This window comes from Streptomyces sp. NPDC002838, from assembly GCF_040295365.1.
GTDB lineage: Bacteria > Actinomycetota > Actinomycetes > Streptomycetales > Streptomycetaceae > Streptomyces.
This window is the reverse complement of the sequence record NZ_JBEOVF010000065.1, coordinates 16823-40672: the sequence shown is the minus strand read 5'-3', so window position 1 is coordinate 40672 and position 23850 is coordinate 16823. Positions and strand designations below refer to the sequence as shown.

Sequence of the window (23850 nt, the reverse complement as noted above, 5' to 3'; positions counted from 1 at the left end):
AAAGGGGCGGATCTTGCCCGCGGGGGTGTTGTCCCGTCGGCGGGACATGAATACACCGGTGTGTGTCTGGCCGAGTCCGACGAAACTTGAGTGGTTCATCGGGTCGGTCCTACATTGGCGCCGTGTCCCACGGAAATTCAAGACCGTGAGATTTACGGCGTAAGAGAACGCCCCAATCGTCGCGAAGAATTTCGCCCGACTCGGAGTTGACCCGGTTCGACATACCCTCCGCGCTGATGCTTGGCGGCCCTCAGGTTCGCCGAGAAGGGAATTACCGCATGACCGATCCCGAGCACAAGAATCCGCGGCTTCTGCCACACGAGTCAGTGCAGGAGAAGGAGGTGCGGGAACGGCTCACGAAGCTGCTGACAGAGACGCCGATTCCGCCCGTGTATCTGATCGACAATCTCCCTATCTATCTCCGACGCCATCAGCTCGCTGATCTGCTGACGATGGACGCCCTGTACCGGATGCTCACCGATGTCCCAGGCGTGATCATGGAGTTCGGTGTACTCCACGGACGCCATCTCGCTACCCTCGCCGCGCTGCGTGGACTCCACGAGCCGTACAACTCCTACCGCCGGATCATCGGTTTCGACACGTTCACCGGATTTCCCGACCTTTCCGAGGTCGACCAGGTGAGCCCGAGCGCGGCCGTCGGCAGGTTCGCCGTCCCCGACAACGAGGTGGACCACCTGCGTGAGGTCCTCGCCGCGCATGAGGCGGGCGACCCCGTCCCTCACGTTCAGCGGAGCTTCGTGGTCCAGGGCGACGTTCGGGAGACCGTCCCGCGTTATCTGGAGGAGAACCCGGAGACAGTCATCGGGATGGCCTTCTTCGATCTCGACCTGTACGAACCGACCCGCGAGGTACTCCAGGCGATCCGTCCCCACCTTGTCAAGGGCAGCATCGTTGCCTTCGACGAACTCGGACATCCCAGGTGGCCAGGCGTGACCGCCGCGATCCGTGAAACTCTCGGGCTCGAACACCTGGCGTTGCATCAACTCCCCTTCCGTGAGCAGCCTGTGATCTACACGAAATGGGGCGAGTGAGGGTGTCCGGACGGGGAGGATGGCCAACTCGGTCTGCTGGTCGAGCCGGTTTCGCGTCTGGATCTCATGTAGTGGCCGGGGCAGCACTGCTACTGAGCGGGGCCGGGTCGCGGAGGACGTGCACTGTGTGCGGTCGGGGCAGGACCGGCAGTCTGCCTCGGCGAACCGGGCCTGCAGATAGGTGTTCGCCTTGATCCTCAGCTCGGTCCAGGACACACTCGTGGCCCCGCGTGGGCAGATCACCTGCTCGTTGTCCCAGTCGATGGTGAAGGCCGCCGGGGAGATGTAGCCGGAATCGACGACATGCTCGGCGGGCAGCAACTGCCGCTCGCCGAGCTCGTCGTGGATGGTGTCGGTCAGCTGGATGTCCTGGACGGTGGAGATGGTGGTGGCGACATGGACCACCAGTTCGGGGCGCTCTTCGTCGCAGGTTTCGATGAAATGGGTCCGGTAGCCGCTCCATGCGGTGTCCCGTTTGACGCAGTAGTGCGCGTCGGTGTCATAGGGGGAGTCGAACCGCAGCGAGGCGGCCGGCAGCGCGTGGCCGTCTCGCCAGCGCAGACATCCGTCCATGTCCCAGTAGTAGTGGTGAACCCAGACCTGGCGGAGGATCTCCACCTGTGGCAGCAGCCGGAGGTGAGGTGGGGCGTTGGAGGCCCAGGCTGTGGTGAGGATCTTCTGGCCGTCGTGGCCGAATTCCTCGGCCCGTGCGGTCACGGCTGCCTTCCCGCCCGGCAGTTTGCCGATCTCGACCCGGCGTCCGTACCGCTTGGTCCACTCGGGCTCGATCAGCGGAGTCCCAGGCTAGGGCGGCCTCGGCCAGTTCCTCCAGCGCCGCCCGCAGCGTCTCCCCGACCAGTTCCAGGCGGCTGAGGGTGCGAACCGCGGCCAGCACATGGGTGGCGTCGGTACGCTGCCGGCCCCTGGCCTTGAGCAGGCCGGCCTCCACCAGGCGGTCCAGCATCAGTTGCAGCAACTGATCGGCGGCGCCGTCCCGTTCGGCCAGCCGGGCCCGGAACTCGCACAGCACCGAGTGGTCGAACCCCGGACCCTCCAGTTCAAGGCCGAGGGCGTACTTCCAGTCGATCCTGGTGCGGACGGCGTCCGCCGCCGCACGGTCGGAGAGGTTCTCCGCGAACTGCAGCACCGACACCAGCGCCAGCTGTCCGGGTGACAGCCCCGGCTTGCCGTCGGACGGATACAGCCCGACGAACGCGTCGTCCTCGAACAGGACATCGAGCCGGTCCCGGATGAGTATCGCCGGAGTGCCCTTCGGGCACGCCGCCCGCGCTGTCCGCACCGTCCTCACCGGAATCCGCTGGAAACTCCCCGGCCGCAACGACACTGCCCCCACACCCCAAAACCCGAGGCCACCCCGCACTCCTCCAGCGAACCACCGGACGGCCCCACCGTCAGCACCCCGGACAAGATCACCAACAGAGTCACAGCATTGGCGTTAGACCGGCTTTGGACCGCCGCCGGAAGATGCAGGAACACCGGCCTTGAGGGGGCGAGCGAAGAGGATGAAAGGCATCATTCTCGCGGGCGGCAACGGAACACGGCTACAGCCCCTCACCGTCGTGGGCTCCAAACAGCTCGCCCCGGTCTACGACAAGCCCATGATCTACTACCCGCTGTCCATGCTCATGCTGGCGGGCGTCCGGGACATCCTCATCATCACCCGCCCCTCCGAACTTGCGCTCTTCCAGGCGCTGTTCGGCGACGGCCGGCGCCTGGGGCTGTGCATCGACTACGCCGAGCAGGGCGAGCCGCGCGGCATCGCTGACGCGTTCCGCATCGGGGCGGACCACATCCGCGGCGAGCAGTGCGCGCTCATGCTCGGCGACAATCTCTTCCACGGGGCGAACCTGCCGTCTCTGCTGCGCCGCACCGCGCTCAAGATGAGCGGTTGTGTGCTGTTCGGACACGAGGTCGCCGACCCGCAGCGGTTCGGTGTGGCCGAGGTCGACGCGCGCGGCAGACTCGTGTCCATCGAGGAGAAGCCCTCATGTCCCCGTTCCAACCTCGCCATCCCGGGGATGTACTTCTTCGACACCCAGGTCACGGACATCACGAAGAACCTGGTGCCTTCCGCGCGGGGCGAGCTGGAGATCACCGACGTGCTGCAAAGCTATCTCGACCAGGGCACCGCCGAGCTGGTGTGGCTGGGCAGAGGCGTCACCTGGCTGGACACCGGCACCCACGAGACGCTGCTCGAGGCGAGCACGTTCGTGCGGGAGGTGCAGCGCCGGCAAGGCACCCGACTGGGCTGCATCGAAGAGATCGCCATGTACATGGGCTACATCACGCCCGATGACTGCCACACGCTCGGCGCGGAGATGAGCAGCTCGCCGTACGGCCAGTACGTCATGGACCGAGCCCGCTCCTTCAGCAGGGGCATGCCGCCCACCGCCCTCTCGGAGGACCTGTGAACATCCTGGTCACCGGCGCAGCCGGGTTCATCGGCTCCGCCTACGTGCGGATGCTGCTAGCGGCGGGAGCGGCGCGCGGGCCCAAGGTCTCGCGGGTCACGGTGCTCGACAAGCTGACCTACGCCGGCAGCCTGGACAACCTGGACCTGACCGATCCGCGGCTGACGTTCGTCCGGGGTGACATCTGCGACGCTCCCCTCGTCGACCGGCTGGTCGGACGGGCCGGCCAGATCGTGCACTTCGCCGCAGAGTCGCACGTGGACCGCTCGATCGCGTCCGCCGACGCGTTCGTCCGCACCAATGTGACGGGTACGCAGACACTGCTGGACGCGGCGCTGCGGCACGGGGTCGAGCGCTTCGTGCACGTGTCCACGGACGAGGTGTACGGATCGGTGGAGAGCGGATCCAGCACCGAGCAGGACCCGCTCGACCCCAACTCCCCCTATGCCGCGTCCAAGGCGGCGTCGGACCTCCTCGCGCTGTCCTACCACCGCACCCACGGGCTGGACGTGCGCGTCACCCGCTGCTGCAACAACTACGGGCCGCGCCAGTTCCCCGAGAAGATCATCCCCTTGTTCCTCACCAGCCTCTTCGACGGCCATGACGTCCCGCTCTACGGCGGCGGACTGAACCGTCGCGACTGGCTGCACGTCGAGGACCACTGCGCCGCGGTCGAGCTGGTCCGCACCGCCGGGGCCCCGGGCCGCGTCTATAACATCAGCGGGGGCGTCGAGCTGAGCAACCACGAGCTGACCGGCCGGCTCCTCGCGGCCTGCGGCGCGGACTGGAGCCGGGTGCGGTACGTCGCGGACCGCAAGGGGCACGACCGGCGCTACTCGGTCGACGACAGCAGGGCCCGCACGGAACTCGGCTACGGCCCCCGACACGACTTCACGTCCGGGCTGGCCGCGACCTTCGCGTGGTACCGGGACAACCGGCAGTGGTGGGAGCCCCTCAGGGAGGCCGGCAAAGGCGTGGGACGCGGCGTCGGTTGAGCAGACACGGACCGGCCCGCCCCGCCATGATCTCCACAGGGCGGGGCGGGCCACTGGGTGCCGGCCGCGGTTCGTCAGCCGTCGGCACGCCGTTCGCGGAACTCGGCGGTGATCTCCTCCAGGGCCGCCACGAACTCGGTGGGGGCGGGTTGCGCCAGGCCCTCTTGCCGCAGCCGCTCGGCCCCTTCGCGGAATCCGTCCTCCTCAATCAGCCGCGTCAGGCATTCCCGCACGCGCGGCCCGGTGAGCTCGTCCAGCGCAAGCGACAGTCCGGCTCCGGTCTCGCGCAGCACACCTCGCTTGGCCACCGCGTCGACCGAACCCTCGACGATGAGCTGGGGAATCCCATGCACCATCGCGCCGTTGAAGCAGCCCGCTCCGCCGTGATGGATCACGGCGGTGCAGGTGGGCAGGACGACGTTGAGCGGAACGAATTCCACGATCCTCGTGTTGTCCGGGATCCTGCGGAGCTGGTCTCGTTCCTCGGCCGACAGCGTGATGATCAGCTCGATGTCGAGATCGGCCACCGCGTCCAGCGCCTCCTGAAGGTGCTCGACCGACATGCCTGGCATATCGATCCACGGCACCTTGGAGATGCCGAACGTCATCACCACGCGAGGCGCCCGCGGCGGGTCGTAGAGCCAGGACGGCACCGCGGAACGGCCGTTGTACGGGATGTAGCGCATGGACAGCGTCCGCTCGTGGGGTTCAAGCCGCCATCGCTCGGGCATGACGTTGACCGCGAACTGGCCCGTCACCAGTTCCTCGCTGAACTCGCGCCCGAACTTCCTCGCCCATCCCTCGTACCAGTCGCGCACCAGGTCCCGCCCCTCCAGGGCCGGGTTCTCCTCCTGGGCGCGCAGGAAGTCGTGGCGGATCCGCAGGAACAGGTCAAGCCAGCACACCATCCGCGCGTGCGCCGCCCCGACCACGTCCGCGGCCACCGCGCCGGCGTGCACGATCACGTCGCACAGCACGAGATCGGGTTTCCAGGCACGGCAGAAGGTCACGAGGTCGTCGACCATCTCGTCGTTCACCAGCCACATCCCCGGCACCACGACGGTGTCCAGGAGCCAGGCGATCTGCTCCCACGGCAGCCCGTCGCGCTCCTCGTACCCCATCTCGTACAGGGTGTCGGTGAGGAAGGGCGGCACCTCGGGCGCCATGGTCGGGGCGCTCTCCCCGCGGACCCGCAGGAGGCGCTGCTGCAACGTCTCGTCCGGGCCGACGGAGACCGCCGTCAGTCCGGCCTCGGTGATGCTGTCCACAAATTCCGGTTCACTGGCCACCCGTACCTCGTGGCCCGCCGACTGCAGGGCCCAGGCGAGCGGCACCATCTGGTACAGATGGGAGTTCCAGGGACCTGTCACAAACAGGACTCGCAAGCGTTTCACCCCTCGGGACTGTCGGCGGAGCGCACGCAGTCGCCCGCCGTGGCTCGGCCGTTACGTCACTTGTGCAAGCCGGCGGGCCCCTGCCCGCCGACGTCGTCGCGCCGTCGCCGCACGCGGTTCACGGCCGGCCCGCGTGTCCCGGCAGCACCAGGCGGTGGTCCGCGGCGAGGATCGCGTGCTGCATCTCCTGGAGCGCGCGGCCGGGCTCCAGCCCCAGCTCGTCGTTGAGCGTGCGACGGGCCCGCTGATACACCTGCAGCGCGTCCGCCTGACGGTCGCTGCGGTGCAGCGCCAGCATCAGCTGACGGTGGAACGGCTCTCGCAGGGGATGTTCCGTGCCGAGCCGGTACAGGTCGTTGATCAGCTCGCGGTGCCTGCCCAGGGCGAGGCGCGCGTCCATCATCATTTCGATGCATTCCAGCCTCGCCTCGTTGAACCAGGTCTGGAATCCTTGGAGGATCGGCCCCCGGAACACGCCGTCGAGCACCGGTCCCCGGCAGAGTTCAAGAGCGCTCTCGAAACTCCGCGTCGCGACCTCGAAGTTCCGTGTGCGGAAATGCTCCCGCCCCTTCCGTACGGCTTCGTCGAAACTGCGGACGTCAAGTCCGTCGGTCCCGAGTTCGAGCATGTATCCTGGCGGTTTCGTGAGAACCGGGCCGTCTTCCCGTCCCGGGCGCGAGAGGAACTTGCGCACCTGCGAGACGTAGACGTACAGAGCCGCGACCGCACGACGTGGCGGATCGTCTCCCCAGATCTCCGTGATCAATTGATCCAGGGCGACCACCTGGTCGGAACGCACCAGGAGAACAGCGAGCAGTATTTCGACCTTCTGTGCTTTGATGGCCGACTGCCCTTCTGTGTCTATGACACGAAGCGGCCCCATGATCTCGTATCGCATGGCTGAACCCCCGGTCACCGTATCTTCCACACCGCCTCGGCGGGGGCGCTGAGGCGGACCGGCCTCTTCTGCTGGACAACGTCGCGCCTGTCCCGCCGACGAGACACATGTGCCGAATGTCGCGCCGCCGCAGAAGTCGCACGGAAGGGGAATCCGACACCTCCCGTCTCCTGGCCGCGTGCGGTTCTCTTATGGAGAAGTCAGAACGGCCTGGAACCTAGCACGACGAACCGGAAATCCAGTAGGCACTTCTTCGGCTGTTGATGGGAGCTGTCGCATGCTCATGGTGTGGTGCGGCGTTCCGTGGGACGGTGTTGTTTCGGTGTCGCCGCACGAGCAGCGGGACGCCGACGCCCGCCGATGAAGAAGGAAGTGGTTTTTCCGGTCGGCGGCAATAAAAGCGTCGCCGAAGTCACCTACTTACTCAGGCGAGGAACGGGCATGGGTGAAAACGTACACACCGTGACGGAAATGCCGAGGGCACGACGGCCCGGGTGTCCCTTCGATCCACCGGAGGAATTGCTCGACGCCCGCCGGCAGGGTCCGATGAGCCGATACACGTTCCCCGGCGGCCAGCTCGGTTGGCTGGTCACCGGTTACAACCTGGTCAGACAGGTCCTGGCCGACCCGCGGTTCAGCTCGCGCCGGGAGCTCATGCTGCACCCGACGGTCGATGTCACGGGCATCGAGGTCTCCCCGTCGCCGCCCGGCGAGTTCCTCCTCACGGACAGGCCTCAGCACAGCCGCTACCGGAAACCGCTGGCGGGGAAGTTCACCGTGCGGCGGATACGGAAGCTCACCGAGCACATCGAGCAAATCACCGCGGACCACTTGGACGCCATGGAGAAGGCCGGGCCTCCGGTGGATCTGGTGACCGCGTTCGCCAAGCCCATCCCCGCCATCGTGATCTGCGAGCTGCTGGGGGTGCGGGACGAGGACCGGACCCGCTTCCAGGGACACATCGACTCGATCGTCAGCGGGGAGACCAGCGACGACGACCTCATCACCGCCTACGCCCTGATGCAGCAGTACCTCGCGGAGCTGGTGGCGGCCAAGCGCGCCGCCCCCACCGACGACGTACTCAGCGACCTCACCCAAGGCGACCTCACCGACGAGGAACTGAAGGGGATGGCGCTCACCCTGCTGGCGGCTGGTTTCGACACCACCGCGAACGTACTGTCGCTCGGCACCTGGTCGCTCCTGCGCCACCCCGCGCAGCTGGCCGCCTGGCGCGCCGATCCCGGGATCGCCGACTCGGCGGTGGAGGAACTGCTGCGCTACGTGAGTGTCGCCAAGAGCTTCCAGCGGACGGCGCTGGAAGACGTCGAGCTCGGCGGCCGGACGGTCAAGGCCGGTACCACGGTGGTCCTGTCGTACAACACCGCGAACCGTGACCCCGAGCGCTTCGCCGACCCGCACGCGCTCGACCTGCGCAGGAACGACGGCGGAAACCTGGCCTTCGGACACGGCGTCCACATGTGCCTGGGCAGCCAACTCGCCCGCATCGAACTCCGCGTCGCCTTCACCGCGCTCTTCGAACGCTTCCCCACCCTGCGCCTGGCCGTCCCGGCCGACCAGGTCCCCCTGCGCCCCGAGGCCGCCGACATCCACGGAGTCAAGAGCCTCATGGCCACCTGGGACGTGTGACCCCGAACGACGACGACGGCTCACGGAACCGTTCCACTGTTCCGTGAGCCGTCGTCGTTCACGTCGTCATTCTCGTCATGGAGCGGTCGCCGAGGGGGACTTGTCCGCGGTGAGGACGCGGGTCACGTCCGCCAGCAGCGGGGCTTCTTCGGCCCGGAGGTAGAAGTGCCCCCCGGGGAACACCCGGAGCCGGAAGTCACCGCGGGTCAGTTCCCCCCAGCGGCGCATCTGCTCCGGGGTGACCTGGGTGTCCTCGTCACCGGTGTAGCCGTACACCGGGCAGTCGAGCAGCGGCCGGGGGCCGCCGTCGTACTCGTCCACCAAGCGGTAGTCCGCGCGGATCGCGGGGAGCACGATCTCCCGCAGGCCCTCGTCCGCGAAGATCTCCGCACGGCTCGCGTCGAAGCTCACGATGTGCGCGATGATCTCCTCGTCGGTCCCGAAGATCATGGGACGGCTGGCCAGTGCGTGCGTCGGCTGCCTGCCCGACACGCACAGGGCGGCCGGTGGATGCCCTCGCTCCTGGAACCTCAGCGCCACCTCGTGGGCCACGGAGGCGCCCATGCTGTGGCCGAACAGGACGAGCCGATGCCCCGTCAGGTCGCCCAGCACGTCGGCGATGTCGTCCGCGAGGTCCTCCAGCCGGGTGGGCACCGGCTCGTTCAGCCGGTCCTCCCTGCCCGGGTAGCGGATGCCGAGCACCCCGATGTCCGTCGGAAGTCCCTGGGCCCACGTGCGGAAGGTGCTCGCCCCGGCGCCGGCCGGCGGGAAGCAGATCAGCTTCGTCGCGCACTTGTCGTCATCCCGATAGCGCCGTACCCACTGCTCCTGCACTGATGTCACCTCCGGCCTCGGTGGTGACGGCCGCAGCTCCGGCGTCGTGCGCCGTCCGCCGGGCGGCGATCGAGTCGACGATCTCGCCGCTGCGGAACGCCAGGTTCGACAGCAGCGAGGACGTGAGCCCGTGGGTGTGCTCGGTGCCGCCCTGGAGGTAGATGCCGCACCGCATCTCCGGTTCGGTCACGATGCGGTAGTCACGCTCCACGCGGTAGCGACCAGCCTCGTCGCGCAGGCAAAGACCATCGAGATCGCCGAGCAGGCCGGTCGGCTCCATCGCGTCGTAGCCGGTGGCGCAGACGAGGACGTCGACGTCGAGTTCGCGCACCTCGGCGTCGGGGCCGCGCTGCAGCGACAGCCGGGTCTCGGTGCCGACGCGCTTGACTCCGGTGACCCGCGTGAGGTTCAGGAACTCCAGCCGTCTGTCGCCCTGTACCTCGTCGTCGTAGGACCTGCGGTAGAGCCCCCGGATCACGTCGTCGTCCACGACGGCGTAGTTCGTGTTGCGGTGGTAACGCCAGAAGGCGTTCCGTGTCTCGGGAGAGCCGAAGTAGTAGTCGTCCACGGCGCTCGGGTCGAAGACCTGGTTGGCGAAGGGTGAGTCGTCGGCGATGGAGTAGCCGTAGGACGGGACGACGGCACACACCTGGGCCTGCGGAAGCTCGTCGTAGAGGAATCTGACGATCTCGGCAGCGCTCTGGCCGGCCCCGGCGACCGCGACCCTGCGCAGTTCGCGGGGGTTCATCCTGCGGTACTTCTCAAGGAACTCCGAGCTGTGCCAGACCCGGTCGTCGCGCTCGGCGCCCTCGGGCATGCTCGGGACCAGGCCGGTGGAGATCACGACGTTGCGCGCCATGACGGTCCGGCTGTCGCAGCCCGCGGTGTCCGTCACCTCGATCCGCAGGAGGTCGGACCGCTCCGGGGCGGCGGGGGACGCCGGCCGGATGGACCGCACCTCCGAGCCGTAGACGATGCGGTCGGCCACCCTCGACTGCGCCCACTCCAGGTACTTGTGGAACTCCTGGCGCGTGGGGAAGAAGTCCTGGTTGTTCACGAACTGCGGGAGCCGGCCCGAGGCGTGCAGGTACGAGATGAAGCTGAAGCTCGACGTGGGATTGCGGAAGGTGACCAGGTCCTTGAGGAAGGAGATCTGCATGGTCGCCGACGGCAACAGCATGTTGCGGTGCCATCCGAAGGAGGCCTGACGCTCCAGGAAGAGGCTGCTGATGTCGCCCCTGTCCCCGCCATGGGCCCGGGACTCTTCCAGCGCGACGGCGAGGGACAGGTTGGCCGGACCGAATCCAACGCCGACCACGTCGTAGATATCGCGTTCACGATCACTCATGGAGAAATCTTCCTCCGGCGTGGATGTGTGAATCATTTCGCTTTGTCAGCCAATGGCTTTTGATCCTCAACAGGTCTGTGAGAAATCAGACTTGAATTTCCCTTCGGTCGCTCAGCCAACGTAGACCGACCCGGTGCACCATTAAAGAAAAGGGGTCCGGAGCGACGTCCCGTCGGCGAGACAGTGGACAACTCAGAGAACGTGCCCGTCGCGCGTCCTTCTGCGCAGAGCCGGCCGACTGGAGTGGGAAAGACGCTCCGCCACGGCCACGAGCCCGGAAATGCTCCGTGCCGCGAACAGCGTGCGGATCGAGACCTCCAGGCCCAGCTCCGCCCGGATCAGTCCGACCAGCCTGATGGCCCGCAGTGAGTTGCCGCCGAGATCGAAGAAGTCGTCGTCGATTCCCACGCGGTCCACTTCGAGCACGTCGGCGAACGCCTCGGCCAGCACCTGTTCCGTACGGTTGCGCGGCGCCCGGTACTTCGTGTCGTCGAACCGGGGCTCCGGCAACGACACCCGGTCCACCCTCCCGTCCGTGGTCACCGGCAGGCGTTCCACCACCATGAACAGCGACGGAACCATGAAGTCCGGCAGCCGCGCCGCGACGAAACGGCGTAGCCGGTCGTCCAGGGCGTCGCCTCCTTCACCGGCGCCCGCGTTCCCGCCGGAGGTCCGGCGGCCCACCGGCACGACGTACGCCACGAGACGCCGCTGCCCCGAGGGGTCCGGCGCCCCGGCGACCACCGCCCGGAGCACCTCGGGGTGTTCGCACAGCACGTCTTCGACTTCGGCCGGTTCGACGCGGGCTCCCTGCACATACGTCGAGGCGCCGACCTGGCCCACGTGGTCGACCCGGCCACGGGCGTCACGGCGGACCCGCTCCCCGGTCCGGTACATCAGACCGCCCGCCGGGCCGAAGGGGCAGGCCACGAACTGCTCGGCGGTCCGCCGGGGGCGGCCCGCGTACCCACGCGCCAGGCCGGGCCCCGCCACGTACAGCTCTCCGACCACGCCGGCGGGGACGGGTGCCAGGCCCGGGCCCAGTACGTACAGGGCGGTGCCGTCCGCAGGGTGGCCGAGTGCCGCCGTGGGACCCACCGGGTCGTCGTCCGGTTCCTGGCGGCCCACGGCGAACAGGGGCGATTCCGTCGCACCGTATCCCTGGACGACGGCGAGTTCAGGAGCCGCCGTCCGCACCCGGCGGACCGCGGCGGCGGGGACCCGGTCGCCGCTGATCCACACCTCGCGCACTCCGGCGAGGTCCTCGGGGCGCTCCGCCGCGATCTGTGCGAACCGGTCGGTCGAGAGCCGGATCGTGGAGGCCTCGTCCCCCGGTCCCGGGGCGGCCGGCAGGTCGGCGTCCTGGGCTTCCGGTGCCACGACCACCCGGCCGCCGTTCAGCAAGGGCGTCCACAGTTCGAGGGCGAGCGCGTCCGAGCCGTGCGGTGACTGCCACCGCACGGCGCCGCGGCCGCCCTCCCGCCAGTTGGTGTCCCGGACGAGGCGGTGCAGGTTCCGGTGCGTCAGGGCGATCCCCGGGGCCGCTCCGCGGTCGTACATGACGGCCAGTACGTTGTCCGGGCGCGGTGTGACGCGCGTCGGCCGCACGCCCTCGTCGGCCGGCTCGGACAGGATGTCGCCGAACACGACGGTGGGGACGTCGTGTTCGGCCCCACGGGTCGCGGCCGTCTCCGGGTCGGTGAGCACGATGTGCGCCGCGGCGTCGTGCACCACCGCTCTGCTCCGCTCCGCGGACAGCTCCGGGCCGACCGGCACGTACGCCCCGCCCGCCTTCGCGACACCCAGTAGGGCGACGGCGAGTTCGACGGATCGCGGCAGGTCCACGGCCACGACCGTCTCCGGTCCGACACCCCGGCGTCGCAGTGCCCCGGCGATCCGGCTCGCCTGTTCGTCCAGTTCCCGGTAGGTGACCCGGGAGCCTTTGCCGACCAGTGCCGTCGCGTCGGGAGCCGCCTCCACCTGCCGGGCGAACAGGTCCGGCACCGACAGATCCGGCAGCGGTTCACCGCTGCCCTGGCGCGCTGTCGGCCCGTCGTCCCGTACCGCTTCCGTCAGGCCCAGCGCTCCGACGGGCGCTGAGACGTCCGCCAGCAGTGCACGGACGGAGGCGATCAGTTCCGTGCCGATGAAGCGCAGTTCCGCTCCGGAGTACATGCCCGCGGGGGCGTCGAGCCGCAGGAACAGGTCGCTGTCCGCGCCGCCGTCCGTATAGACGCCGATCGACAGTTCGTCGAAGGTGCCGGTCGTCGCGCCGAGGTGGCGCGCGGGAGAGCCGGCGAAGTCGAGCTCCTCGGCGAACTCAACGACGTTGACGACGGCGCCGAAACTGCCGCGGCCGCTCGCGTCGGTTCCGCTCGCCCGCTGTATCACCGAGTAGTGGCAGGCGGTGTGGCCGACGATCTCGTAGGTCTCGTCGACGATCGCCTCGGCCGTCTGCGCCAAGCTCGCGCCGAGCGGGACTCTCGCGCGCACGGGGACCACGTTCACCGCCAGTCCCGGCGTTCCGCGCAGCGTCCCGGTCCGGTTGCCCACGGCCAGCGAGAGGAGGAACTCGGGCTCGTCGCAGCGGTGCCGGAAGTACGTGGCCGCGGCCGCGGTGACCATGGCCGACATCCACACGCCGAGCGACCTGGCCGCCTCGGTCCATGCCGCGGCCTCGGCGTGCGGAACGGTCAGCGTGCGGCTCACCATGCCGATGGACGAGCTCAGTTGTGACCAGCGGTCGGCTCTGCTCACGGGCTGCGAGAGCTCGGCCCGCAGCGCGTCGGACATGACGATGCGCGGGATCTGCGCGGGCGGGGGCGCGTCCGCGAGGTAGTCGCGCCAGAACCGCGTGTCCTCGGTGAACTCCGGTGAGTCGAGGTACCGCGTCGCCACGTCCGCGTAGGACGCCGCGTCCCAGGGCTGTGGCGGTTCCGGGACGTCCGCGCCTCGCAGGATCGCCGTGTAGACCTCGGCGAGGCGCCGTGACACGAGGCCGCCCGCGCCGAAGCCGTCCGATATGAGGTGGTGGTAGGCGATCGCCACGAGGGAGCGGTCCGCCGCGATCCTGACGACGCCCAGCCGGAACAGCAGGTCGTGCTCCAGGTCGAACGGGTGCCGCAGCATCTCGGCCAGCGCCTCGCGCGCCTCGTGCTCGGCGTCCGCCTCGGCGCTGACGTCCAGGAAGAACGGCTGCCAGTCCCCCAACTCCCGGGGGACGAGACGCAGACCGCTGCCGTCGTCGACGAAATTGACGCGCAGCACCTCGGCTTCGCCCATGACATGCAGGAAGGCGGATTCCATCGCCGCCTCATCCAGCGCGCCGTTCACGTCCCAGATGGTGAGCGCGTGGTTGAGTCTTTCGGGGGATATTTTCTGCGCCAGCCACATTCCCTTGTGTGCAGCCGACACGTCGAACGAACCCACACGGATCAACCTCTCAGCAAAACGTGCGCGGAAACTGGAATTTCGCGGCTCTTTCCCACTTTCACCGACGTGAAAAAGGTGGTCAAGACTGTCCCGTCGGCGGGACGGTGGCGCGGTTCGTCATGGCAGTCGTGAGGTGCTCGGCGATCAGCCGCGGGGACGGATGCAGCAGCACCAGGTTCGGGCGCAGCCTGAGTCCCGTCGAGGCGGCGAGGCGTTTGGTGAGTTCCACCGAGAGCAGCGAGTCGAATCCGATGTCCTTGAAGCCCTGGTCGGGGTCGATGCTCTCACCGGAGCGGTGTCCGAGGACGGCGGCGACCTTCTCCAGGACGTGGTCCAGCACGAGGCGCGCGGCGTCGCCGCCGGCGAGCGCCGCGAGCCGCTCCGGTAGGGAGCCGGGCGGCTCGTCGGCCTCCGGCTGCTGGTCCGTCGGGGGTAGGGGCGCCGCGGCCTCGGCGGGCGAGGAGTCCAGCCAGTACCGCCGGCGGCGGAAGGCGTAGGTCGGAAGGTCCACGCGAGGGCGCCGCCCGATGAGGGCCTGCCAGTCCACGTCCCCGCCCCGCACGTGGAGTCGGGCCAGCGATCCGATCAGTGCCTCCGTCTCGCCCCGGTCGCGACGCGACGACGACAGGACCATCGCGTCGTCCCTGTCCTCGAGGATCTCCTGCACGGGTACGGTCAGTACGGGGTGCGGGCTCATCTCGATGAACAGCCGGAATCCGTCGTCGACCAGCCGCCGCGCGGAGGACTCGAAGAGGACCTTCTCGCGCAGATTGCGGTACCAGTACTCCGCCGTCAGCTCCGCGGGGTCGATCCTGCGGCCGTGCAGCGTCGAGTAGAAGGGCAGCTTCGCGCCGTGCGGCAGCACGTCGGCCAGCGCGCCCGTCACCTCGTCCCGGACACGCGCCACCTGCGGTGAATGGGAGGCGTAGTCGACCGGGATCCTCCGTGCCTGGGTTCCCTCGGCCGTCATCTTCGCGACGAACTCGTCGAGGGCGGCCGGTTCTCCGGAAACCACCACCGAGCGGGGCCCGTTGACGACAGCGAGGCTCACCCGGTCCTGCCACGGAGCCAGGCATTCCGTGACGTACGCGGCGGACGCGGAGACCGAAGCCATCCCGCCGTGACCGACCAGCCTCTTCAGCGCCTTGCTGCGCAGCGCCACGATCCGGGTGGCATCCCGCAGGGACAGCGCACCGCAGACGTACGCCGCCGCCATCTCGCCCTGGCTGTGCCCCACCACCGCGGCCGGTTCCACGCCCCAGGACCGCCACAGGGCGGCCAGGGACACCATGACGGAGAACAGCGCCGGCTGGACGACATCGACCCGCTCCAGGCCCGGCGCGCCTTCCGCGCCGTGCAGCACGTCGAGCAGGGACCAGTCGACCCACTCGGCCAGGGCGGCCGCGCAGTCGTCGAGGGACCGGGCGAAGACAGGGAAGTCGGCGTAGAGCTGCAGCCCCATCCCGGCCCACTGCGAGCCCTGCCCCGGGAACATGAAGACGGCGCCACCTGGGTCACCGGCCACGCCGCGGAAGACTCCCGCGGACTCCGAGCCGTCGCGCAGCAGGGCCAGGCCGCTCAGCAGCTCATCCCGGTCCCGACCCACCACCACCGCACGGTGCGCGAACCGCGACCGGCTGGAGACCAATGAGCACCCGACGGCAGCGACATCCAGGTCCGGCTCGGCCACGGCGAACGCGCGCAGCTTCTCGGCCTGCCGCCGCACGGCCGCCGCGTCCTTGCCCGACAGGACCCACGGCACCGGACCGCCCGGAGCCGCCTCGGGGGCGCGGCCCGGCCGCGGCCCCGGTTCCTCCTCCAGGATCACGTGCGCGTTGGTGCCGCTGACTCCGAACGAGGACACCCCGGCCCGGCGCGGGCCCTCCCCACGGACCCACTCCCGTCCGTCCACCAGCAGTTCGACCGCTCCGGACGACCAGTCGACATGCCGTGAGGGCACGTGTGCGTGCAGCGTCTTCGGCAGGAAGCCGTTCCGCATGGCCATCACCATCTTGATCACCCCGGCCACCGCGGCGGCGGCCTGGGCATGACCGATGTTCGACTTCATGGACCCGAGCCACAGCGGCCGGCCCGCGGCGCGGTCGTGCCCGTAGGCGGCCAGCAGGGCGCCCGCCTCGATGGGGTCCCCGAGCGCGGTGCCGGTGCCATGGGCCTCGACCGCGTCCACCTCGCGGGCCGTGACGCCCGCGTTCGCCAGTGCCCGCCGGATCACCTTCTCCTGGGCCAGACCGTTGGGGGCGGTGAGGCCGTTGCTGGCACCATCCTGGTTGACCGCGGAACCGCGGATCACGGCGAGCACGGGGTGGCCGTTGGCGCGTGCGTCGGACAGCCGCTCCAGCAGGAGCACCCCCACTCCTTCCGCCCATCCGGTTCCGTCGGCGCCGTCCGCGAACGACCGGCACCGCCCGTCGGCCGACAGGCCGCGCTGCCGGGAGAACTCCAGGAAGATCGCCGGCGTCGACATCACCGACGCGCCGCCCGCCAGAGCCAGCGAGCACTCCCCCGCACGCAGCGACTGCACCGCCAGGTGCAGGGCCACCAGGGACGAGGAGCACGCCGTGTCGACCGTCACCGCTGGCCCGGTCAGCCCGAGTTCGTACGCCACCCGGCCGGAGGCGACGCTCGGCGCGCTGCCGTGCATCAGATAGCCCTCCAGGTCGCCCCCGCCGGCCTCCAGGAAACGCGACCCGTACTCGGAGGAGCTGACCCCGGAGAAGACGCCGACGTCCGAGCCGCGCACCGACGCGGGGACGATGCCCGCCCGCTCGAAGGCCTCCCAGGACGTCTGCAGAAGCATGCGCTGCTGCGGGTCGACGGCGAGCGCCTCGCGCGGGCTGATGCCGAAGAAGTCGGCGTCGAAGTCGGCGGCGTCGGCCAGGAATCCTCCGTGGCGCACGTAGGAGCGGCCCACCGCGTCGGGGTCGGGGTCGTAGACGTCCCGCCATCCGCGGTCCGCGGGGAACTCCCCCACCGCGTCCCGGCCTTCGCGGACCAGGTCCCAGAGGTCCTCGGGCGTCGCGACGCCGCCGGGGTAGCGGCACGCCATCGCGACCACGGCGACCAGCTCCCCGCGACCGGCCTTCAGGGCGTCGTTCTCCCGCCGGAGACGGTCTCGCTCCTCCAGCAGGGTGCGGAGTGCCTGCTGGACCCGGTCCGAGCCGTCCGCGCGGCGATCCACGGAGTGGTTCACGTCAGTTGCCCCTCTCGTCCAGCTCGTTCAGCTCGTCCAGGGCCAGGTCGACCAGTGCGTCCAGGTCCATGGCCGCCAGTCCGGCCGCGCCGGTGACCGGGTCCTCGGCCTGCTCGGCCGCGTCCGGTTCCGCCGGGTCCGCGCAGGCCAGGAGCTGTTCGAGGATCCCCGAGTCGCGCAGTCTGTCGATGGGGACGGTCCGCAGCACGTCCCGGATATCCTCGTCCCCGGCCAGATGCGCGCGCGGCGCCGGGCGAAGCAGGCCGAGGAGGTGCCCGCCCAGCTCGCGGGGGGTCGGATAACTGAAGACGAGGGTGGACGCCAGACGCAGTCCGGTCCGGGAGGCCAGGCGGTTGCACAGTTCGACGGAGGTCAGCGAGTCGAAGCCGAGGTGGGTGAACGACAGGTCCGCGTCGACGTCAGCGCCGGTGGGATAGCCGAGCACGACGGCCACTTGGTCACGGACCCAGTCCAGCACGACCGGTTCCGCCTGCTCCAGCGGCAGCGTGGCCAAGGTGGCGGGCAGGCCGCGGACGCCGGCGGCGCCCTCCCTCGCGGGGTGTGCGCGGCCGCCGTCGACGAGGCCGCGCAGGAGGAGCGGCAGCTCGTCACCGGCCGTGTTCCGCAGCGCCGGCAGGTTCAGCCGGGCCGGGATCACGACGGCCGTGCCGAGCGTCCGTGCGGCGTCGAAGGCGGCCAGCGCCTCCGGTGTCGACATCGGGGCGACGCCCAGGCGCCGGACGCGCGCGAGGTCCGTCTCGTCCAGGTCCTCGGTCATGCCGCTGGTCTGCTCCCACCATCCCCAGCACAGGGACGTGCCGGGCAGGCCGGCGGCCGCGCGCTGTGCCGCCAGACCGTCCAGGAAGCCGTTGGCGGCGGCGTAGTTCGCCTGTCCTGCCGTGCCGAGCGTGCCTGCCAGCGCGGAGAAGACGATGAACGCGGAGAGCGGCCGTCCCTGGGTGAGCTCGTGCAGATTGACCGCGCCGCCCGCCTTGGCCCGCAGCGCGTCGTCGAGGTCCTGCGCGGTCAGGGACGCGAAGGTCTTGTCCGCCAGCTCGCCCGCCGCGTGCACCACCGCCGTCAGCGGATGTCCGGCGGGCATGCGTGCGAGCAGATCTGCCACGGCCGCGCGATCCGACACATCGCAGTCCACGACGCTGACGAGCGCGCCCGCCTTCTCCAGGTCCGCGACCAGTTCGGACGCCCCGGACGCCGTGCTGCCGCGACGGCTCGCGAGCACCAGGCTGCGGACCCCGTGCGCGGCGACGAGGTGGCGGGCCACGCGTGAGCCCACTCCCCCGGTCCCGCCGGTGACCAGTACGGTTCCGCCGCCGAGGCCGCCGCCGATGTCGAGGACCAGCTTTCCGGTGTGACGGCCCTGGCTCATCTCGCGGAACGTCTTGGCCGCGTCACGGATGTCGCGGACCGAGACCGGGATCGGCCGCACCTGCCCGGCGGTGAACAGCTCCATGACCGCCCGGAACATCACGTGGATCGCCGCCGGTCCCGCTTCGTAGAGGTCGAAGGCCCGGTAGCCGACGCCGGGGTGCTCCGCGGCGACCTGCCGGGGATCGCGGATGTCGGTCTTGCCCATCTCGACGAAACCGCCGCCCTCCGGGAGCAGCCGCAGGGAGGCGTCGACGAATTCGCGCGCCAGGGAGTTGAGCACCACGTCCACGCCTCGGCCGCCGGTGGCGGCGAGGAACGCGTCGGCGAACTTCAGGTCCCGTGACGACGCCAGGTGGGCGTCGTCCAGTCCCATCTCGCGCAGGGCGGGCCACTTCGCCGGGCTCGCGGTCGCGTAGACCTCGGCGCCGATGTGCTGCGCCAGTTGGACGGCGGCCATGCCCACCCCGCCGGCGGCGGCGTGGATGAGGATCCGCTGCCCCTTCTCCAGCCGCGCCACATGGAAGAGGGCGTAGTAGGCAGTGAGGAACGCGCCCGGTACGGAGGCCGCCTCGGCGTGACTCCACGCGCCGGGGACGGCCATGAGCAGGCGGTGGTCCGCCACCGCCACGCGGCCGAACGCGCCGGGGAACATGCCCATCACGCGGTCGCCGGGGGCGAGACCGGTGACGTCGTCCGCCACCTCCAGCACGGTTCCGGCGCCCTCGCTGCCGATCCCGGCATCGAAGGTCGTGCCTTTCACCAGTCCCAGAGCGATCGTGACGTCGCGGAAGTTGAGTCCCGCGGCCTGTACGGAGACCCGGACCTGACCGCTAGTGAGGGGAGCCTCCACCTCGGGGCAGGGGACGAAGGTTAGGTTCTCCAGGGTCCCCTTGTCCACGATGCCCAGACGGTGGGCGCCGGCCGCCGGTGGCTCGGCGCGGTGGCTCGCGGGCGGGGCGGACGTCAGACGGGGGGCGAGCAACGTCCCGCCGCGCACGGCCAGTTGGTCCTCGTCGAGGGCGAGCGCGTGGCGGAGCTGGGCCCAGGACGTGGTCTCGCCGTCGGTGTCCACCAGCCGGATCCGGCCGGGATGCTCGGACTGCGCGGAGCGGATCAGCCCCCATACGGAGGCGCCGGGCAGGCTCTCGACGCTCTCGCCCCGGCCGGTGTCGAGAGCCAGGCGGGTGAGGACGACCAGCGTTGATTGCGCGAGCGACGCCTCGGCGAGGAAGTGCTGCGTCCAGCCGAGGACTCGGGCGTCCGCCGCGCTGACCGAGCCCAGCAGACCGGCATCGGCATCGGCATCGGCGAAGTCGTCGGGGCACAGGACGACGTGCCGGGGTGGTTCCCCGGCGACGACCGAGTCCATGGACGGGTGCGGGCGGACCTCGATGCCGTCGGCCGCGCGGAGTTCGCCGGCCAGGCCGTCGCCCGTACCGAGGACGGCCCACGGCTCACGGGGGACGTCACCCGCCCGGGGCCGGACCGGCGCCCACTCCAGCTCGTAGAGGGACGGTGTGCGGCCACCGCCCGCCGTGCGCAGCTGCTCGGCGCTCGTCGGCCGGAACGTCAGCGCTCCGATACGAGCGAGCTCGCGGCCGCTCTCGTCGGCGGCCGTCACGGTCACGACGCCGTCGTCGACCGGCGTGATCCGGAGCCGCACGGTCGAGCCGCACTCCCCGGCCGGGACTGCTCCGGACCACGAGAAGGGCAGCCACCCCCGGCCCTGCGCGAACGTGAGGACACCACCGGCCACCACAGCGTGCAGCGCGGCATCCATCAGGGCCGGGTGCAGGGTGAATCCGGGGCCGGTGGAGTCGTCGGCCGCCGGGGGCAGCGTGGCCGCGGCGAAGAGTTCGTCGCGGCGCCGCCACACCTCCCGCAGGCCGCGGAACGCGGGCCCGTAGTCGAAGCCCACGTCGGCGAAGGAGTCGTACAGACCGCTGATGTCGACCTGTTCCGCTCCGGCAGGCGGCCAAGCGAGGAGCGCGGGTGTCGTCCCGGTGCTCGCAAGGGTGGGTGTCAGGCCGCCTGTCGCGTGGCGGGTCCAGGGGCCGGCCGGGCTGCCCTCCGCGGCCGGGCGCGCGTACACGCTCAGCGAGCGGCGCCCCGTTCCGTCCTCCGCCCCGACGACGATCCGTACCTGCACGTCGCCCAACGCGGGAACCACCAGGGGTACTTCCAGGGAGAGTTCCTCGACCGTCGTACAGCCGACGAAACCGCCCGCCGACAGCGCGAGGTCCAGAAAGGCCGTGGCCGGCACCACGGCAGCGCCGAACACGGCGTGGTCGGCCAGCCACGCGTGGGTGCGCAGCGACCACAGGCCCGTGAACACCGTGTCGTCGGTGCCGGGGTGGTCCACCACGGCACCCAGCATCGGGTGGCGCGGATCGGTCAGACCGGCATCGGACACCTCCGCCGTGCCCGTCGCGGCCAGGAAGTCCAGCCAGTAACGCCGACGCTGGAAGGCGTACGTCGGGAGATCCACGCGGCGACGCGCTCCGAACAGGGCGTCCCAGTCGACGGGCCGCCCCACGACGTGCAGTTGGGCCAGCGCGCGGATCAGCGTGTCGACGGCCGCACGGCCCCGCCGCGACACGGACAAGGCCGTCGCGTCGTCCGCTTCCACGGCGGCGAACGCCTCTTTGGTGATCCCGGTGAGACCGGCACCCGGCCCGACCTCCAGGAAGACGCTCGTACCGGCCGCGCGGGCGCACTCCACGGCCGAGAAGAAGCGCACGGGCCGGCGTATGTGGTCCACCCAGTGCGCGACGGACGTCAGTTGCTCGGCGGTGGCCTCGCGGCCGGACAGCGTGGAGATCACGGGGATCGCCATGCTTCCCGCCGGGATCCCGTCGATCGCCGCCGCGAACTCGTCCAGGACCGTGTCCATGAGCGGGGAGTGGAAGGCGTGGTCAACGTCGAGCGGTTTCGCGGAGGTGCCGCGGGCCTTCAGTCGCTCCCGCAGCACGGCGATCTCGTCACGGTCGCCCGAGACCACCACCGAGTCCGGGCCGTTGACGGCGGCGACGCCGACCCGGCCGAACTCGCCGAGCAGCGGGTCCAGTTCGGCTTCCGAGGAACGCACCGCCAGCATGGCGCCGCGTTCGGCGAGCTCCTGCATGATCCGCCCCCGCACAGCCACGAGCCCGGCCGCGCTGTCGAGGTCGAGGGCACCGGAGACGTGCGCGGCGGCTATCTCCCCGACCGAGTGCCCGAGCAGGCGGTCGGGCTGCCCGCAGTAGTGCGCCACGAGCCGGTAGAGAGCCACCTGGAGGGCGAAGAGCGCGGGCTGCGCGATGTCGGTGCGCTGTGCGTCCTGCCGGCCCTGCTCGGTCGTGTCGGCCAGGAGCAGCGGCTTCAGCGCGAAGGGCAGCCGGCGGTCGAGGCGCTCGCACACCTCGTCCAGGCTCCGGGCAAAGACGGGGAAGGCCGCGTAGAGCTGCCCGGCCACGCCCGCCCACGGCGATCCCTGGCCGGGGAACATGAAGACCGTGCCGCCCCGGCCGGTGGCGACGCCCTGGACCACGCTCGCGGTCTCCGTGCCGTCGCTCAGCGAGGCCAGAGCGCTCAGCAACTCGTCCCGGTCCCTGCCCAGTACGACCGCCCGGTGGTCGAAGCTCGACCGGCACGACACGAGTGACGACCCGACATCCGCGAGGTCGATGCCCTGGCCGGCGGCGGCGAAGGCGCGCAGCTTCTCCGCTTGGGCCCGCAGCGCCTCCTGCGAGCGTGCCGACACGACCCACGGCACCAGGCTTCCCGCGCCGCCGGGTAGGGGAGCGGCGGCAGGCACCGGCGCCTCTTCGGGGGCTTCCTCCAGGATCAGGTGCGCGTTCGTGCCGCTGGCACCGAAGGCGGAGACGCCCGCGCGCCGGGGGCGACCCTCGGTCTGTGGCCACTTCGTGGCGCCGGTCAGCAGCTCCACCGTCCCGGCCGACCAGTCCACGTGGCGCGTCGGGCGGTCCACGTGCAACGTCCTGGGCATGACCCTGTGCCGCATCGCCATGATCATCTTGATGATTCCGCCGACGCCCGCGGCCGCCTGGGTGTGGCCGATGTTCGACTTCAACGAGCCGATCCACAGCGGCCGGTGGGGGTCCCTCTCCTGTCCGTAGGTGGCCAGGACGGCCTGCGCCTCCACGGGGTCGCCCAGGGTCGTGCCGGTCCCGTGTGCCTCCACCACGTCCACATCGCTCGCCCGTACCTGGGCGTCCGCCAGCGCCGCCCGGATCACCCGCTGCTGGGCCGGGCCGTTGGGCGCGGTCATGCCGTTCGACGCGCCGTCCTGGTTGATGGCCGACCCCCGGATCAGCGCCCAGATCCGCCGGCCGTGACGCCGCGCGTCGGACAGCCGCTCCAGTACCAGTACGCCCGCGCCCTCGGAGAAGCCGGTGCCGTCGGCCGCGTCGGCGAAGGCCTTGCAGCGGCCGTCCGCCGCCAGGCCGCGCTGCCGCGACATCTCCCGGAACACCTGGGACGTCGCCATGACCGTGGCGCCTCCGGCCAGGGCGAGCGAGCACTCGCCCTGGCGCAGGGACCGTACGGCCTGGTGGACCGCGACCAGCGACGACGAGCACGCGGTGTCGATCGACAGCGCCGGCCCCTCTAGGCCCAGCGCGTAGGACACCCGCCCGGACGCCATGCTCAGCAGCGCGCCGGTCTGTCCGTAACCCGAGATGGCCTCGGGGGTCACGTGGTGGTTTCCGTAGCCGAAGTACGCGAGGCCCGAGAAGACTCCGGTGGCACTGCCGCGCAGGGTCGACGGGTCGATGCCGGCCCGTTCCAGCGATTCCCAGGAGGTCTCCAGCAGCAGCCGGTGCTGGGGGTCGGCGGCCAGCGCCTCGCGCGGGCTTATCCCGAAGAAGTCGGCGTCGAAGTCACCGGCGTCCCGCAGGAACCCGCCCGACCGCGTGGAGCACGTCCCCGGGTGGTCCGGATCCGGGTCGTGGAGACGCTCCAGATCCCAGCCGCGGTCCGCCGGGAAGTCCGAGACGGCGTCCCGGCCGGCCTGCACGAGGTCCCAGAGGGCTTCCGGTGAGGCCACTTCCCCCGGGTAGCGGCACGCGACACCCACGATCGCGATCGGCTCGGCGGCGGCCTCCGTCGACTCCTTCAGCTGCCGGCGTGTTTCGATCAGCTCGAGCGAGGTCCGCTTGAGGTAGTCGAGAAGATGAGCGTTGTCGTCGTCAGTCATCGCTCTTCCCTGGGAGTGTCT

12 protein-coding genes and 1 pseudogene are annotated in these 23850 nt (G+C 70.3%); 4 read left to right on the top strand and 9 right to left on the bottom strand.

Translation table 11 applies throughout. The annotated features are described in order from the left end of the window. Nucleotides 1–278: 278 nt before the first annotated feature. Nucleotides 279–1052, top strand: a complete 774-nt coding sequence (locus ABT063_RS44995) for a class I SAM-dependent methyltransferase (RefSeq protein WP_351066877.1) — start codon at nucleotides 279–281, stop codon at nucleotides 1050–1052. 36 nt (nucleotides 1053–1088) lie between these two features. Here the strand turns inward: ABT063_RS44995 and ABT063_RS44990 are convergent. Together ABT063_RS44990 and ABT063_RS44985 are read right to left on the bottom strand one after the other, a co-directional pair. Next, nucleotides 1089–1625: pseudogene (locus ABT063_RS44990) on the bottom strand (transposase); the annotation flags it as partial. Further along, nucleotides 1552–2352, bottom strand: coding sequence for a transposase (locus tag ABT063_RS44985; RefSeq protein WP_351066863.1), 801 nt, complete (start codon nucleotides 2350–2352; stop codon nucleotides 1552–1554). The gene ABT063_RS44985 and the pseudogene ABT063_RS44990, both read right to left, overlap by 74 nt. 223 nt (nucleotides 2353–2575) lie before the next feature. Between ABT063_RS44985 and rfbA the strand changes: the two genes are divergently transcribed. After that, a complete protein-coding gene (rfbA, locus tag ABT063_RS44980) occupies nucleotides 2576–3484 on the top strand; it encodes a glucose-1-phosphate thymidylyltransferase RfbA (RefSeq protein WP_351066862.1) in 909 nt (302 codons plus the stop codon). Next, a complete protein-coding gene (gene rfbB / locus ABT063_RS44975; protein ID WP_351066860.1) occupies nucleotides 3481–4479 on the top strand; it encodes a dTDP-glucose 4,6-dehydratase in 999 nt (332 codons plus the stop codon). Before rfbA ends, rfbB begins: the two co-directional genes overlap by 4 nt. Before the next feature lie 74 nt (nucleotides 4480–4553). On the opposite strand, the gene ABT063_RS44970 is transcribed toward rfbB, so the two are convergent. Further along, nucleotides 4554–5873: an activator-dependent family glycosyltransferase gene (locus ABT063_RS44970; RefSeq protein ID WP_351066859.1), complete on the bottom strand. Its 1320-nt coding sequence runs from the start codon at nucleotides 5871–5873 to the stop codon at nucleotides 4554–4556. Between the two features lie 118 nt (nucleotides 5874–5991). Continuing rightward, entirely contained in the window at nucleotides 5992–6771 is a 780-nt protein-coding gene (locus ABT063_RS44965) for an AfsR/SARP family transcriptional regulator (RefSeq protein ID WP_351066858.1), read from the bottom strand. Between the two features lie 441 nt (nucleotides 6772–7212). Between ABT063_RS44965 and ABT063_RS44960 the strand changes: the two genes are divergently transcribed. Beyond that, complete coding sequence (locus tag ABT063_RS44960) at nucleotides 7213–8418, top strand: cytochrome P450 (RefSeq protein ID WP_351066857.1); 1206 nt, start codon at nucleotides 7213–7215, stop codon at nucleotides 8416–8418. Between the two features lie 75 nt (nucleotides 8419–8493). On the opposite strand, the gene ABT063_RS44955 is transcribed toward ABT063_RS44960, so the two are convergent. The 5 genes from ABT063_RS44955 to ABT063_RS44935 form a co-directional block, all read right to left on the bottom strand. Then, nucleotides 8494–9252: a thioesterase II family protein gene (locus tag ABT063_RS44955; protein WP_351066856.1), complete on the bottom strand. Its 759-nt coding sequence runs from the start codon at nucleotides 9250–9252 to the stop codon at nucleotides 8494–8496. Further along, nucleotides 9218–10600, bottom strand: a complete 1383-nt coding sequence (locus ABT063_RS44950; RefSeq protein WP_351066855.1) for a lysine N(6)-hydroxylase/L-ornithine N(5)-oxygenase family protein — start codon at nucleotides 10598–10600, stop codon at nucleotides 9218–9220. The genes ABT063_RS44955 and ABT063_RS44950 overlap by 35 nt, the downstream gene beginning before the upstream one ends. Nucleotides 10601–10792: 192 nt before the next feature. Next, nucleotides 10793–14029 carry an AMP-binding protein gene (locus tag ABT063_RS44945; RefSeq protein WP_351066853.1) on the bottom strand — a complete coding sequence of 1079 codons (3237 nt, stop codon included), beginning with the start codon at nucleotides 14027–14029 and terminating at the stop codon, nucleotides 10793–10795. An 82-nt stretch (nucleotides 14030–14111) separates the two neighbouring features. Continuing rightward, entirely contained in the window at nucleotides 14112–17243 is a 3132-nt protein-coding gene (locus tag ABT063_RS44940; protein ID WP_351066851.1) for a type I polyketide synthase, read from the bottom strand. 1 nt (nucleotide 17244) lies between these two features. Further along, a complete protein-coding gene (locus ABT063_RS44935; RefSeq protein ID WP_351066850.1) occupies nucleotides 17245–23829 on the bottom strand; it encodes a type I polyketide synthase in 6585 nt (2194 codons plus the stop codon). Nucleotides 23830–23850 lie beyond the last annotated feature (21 nt).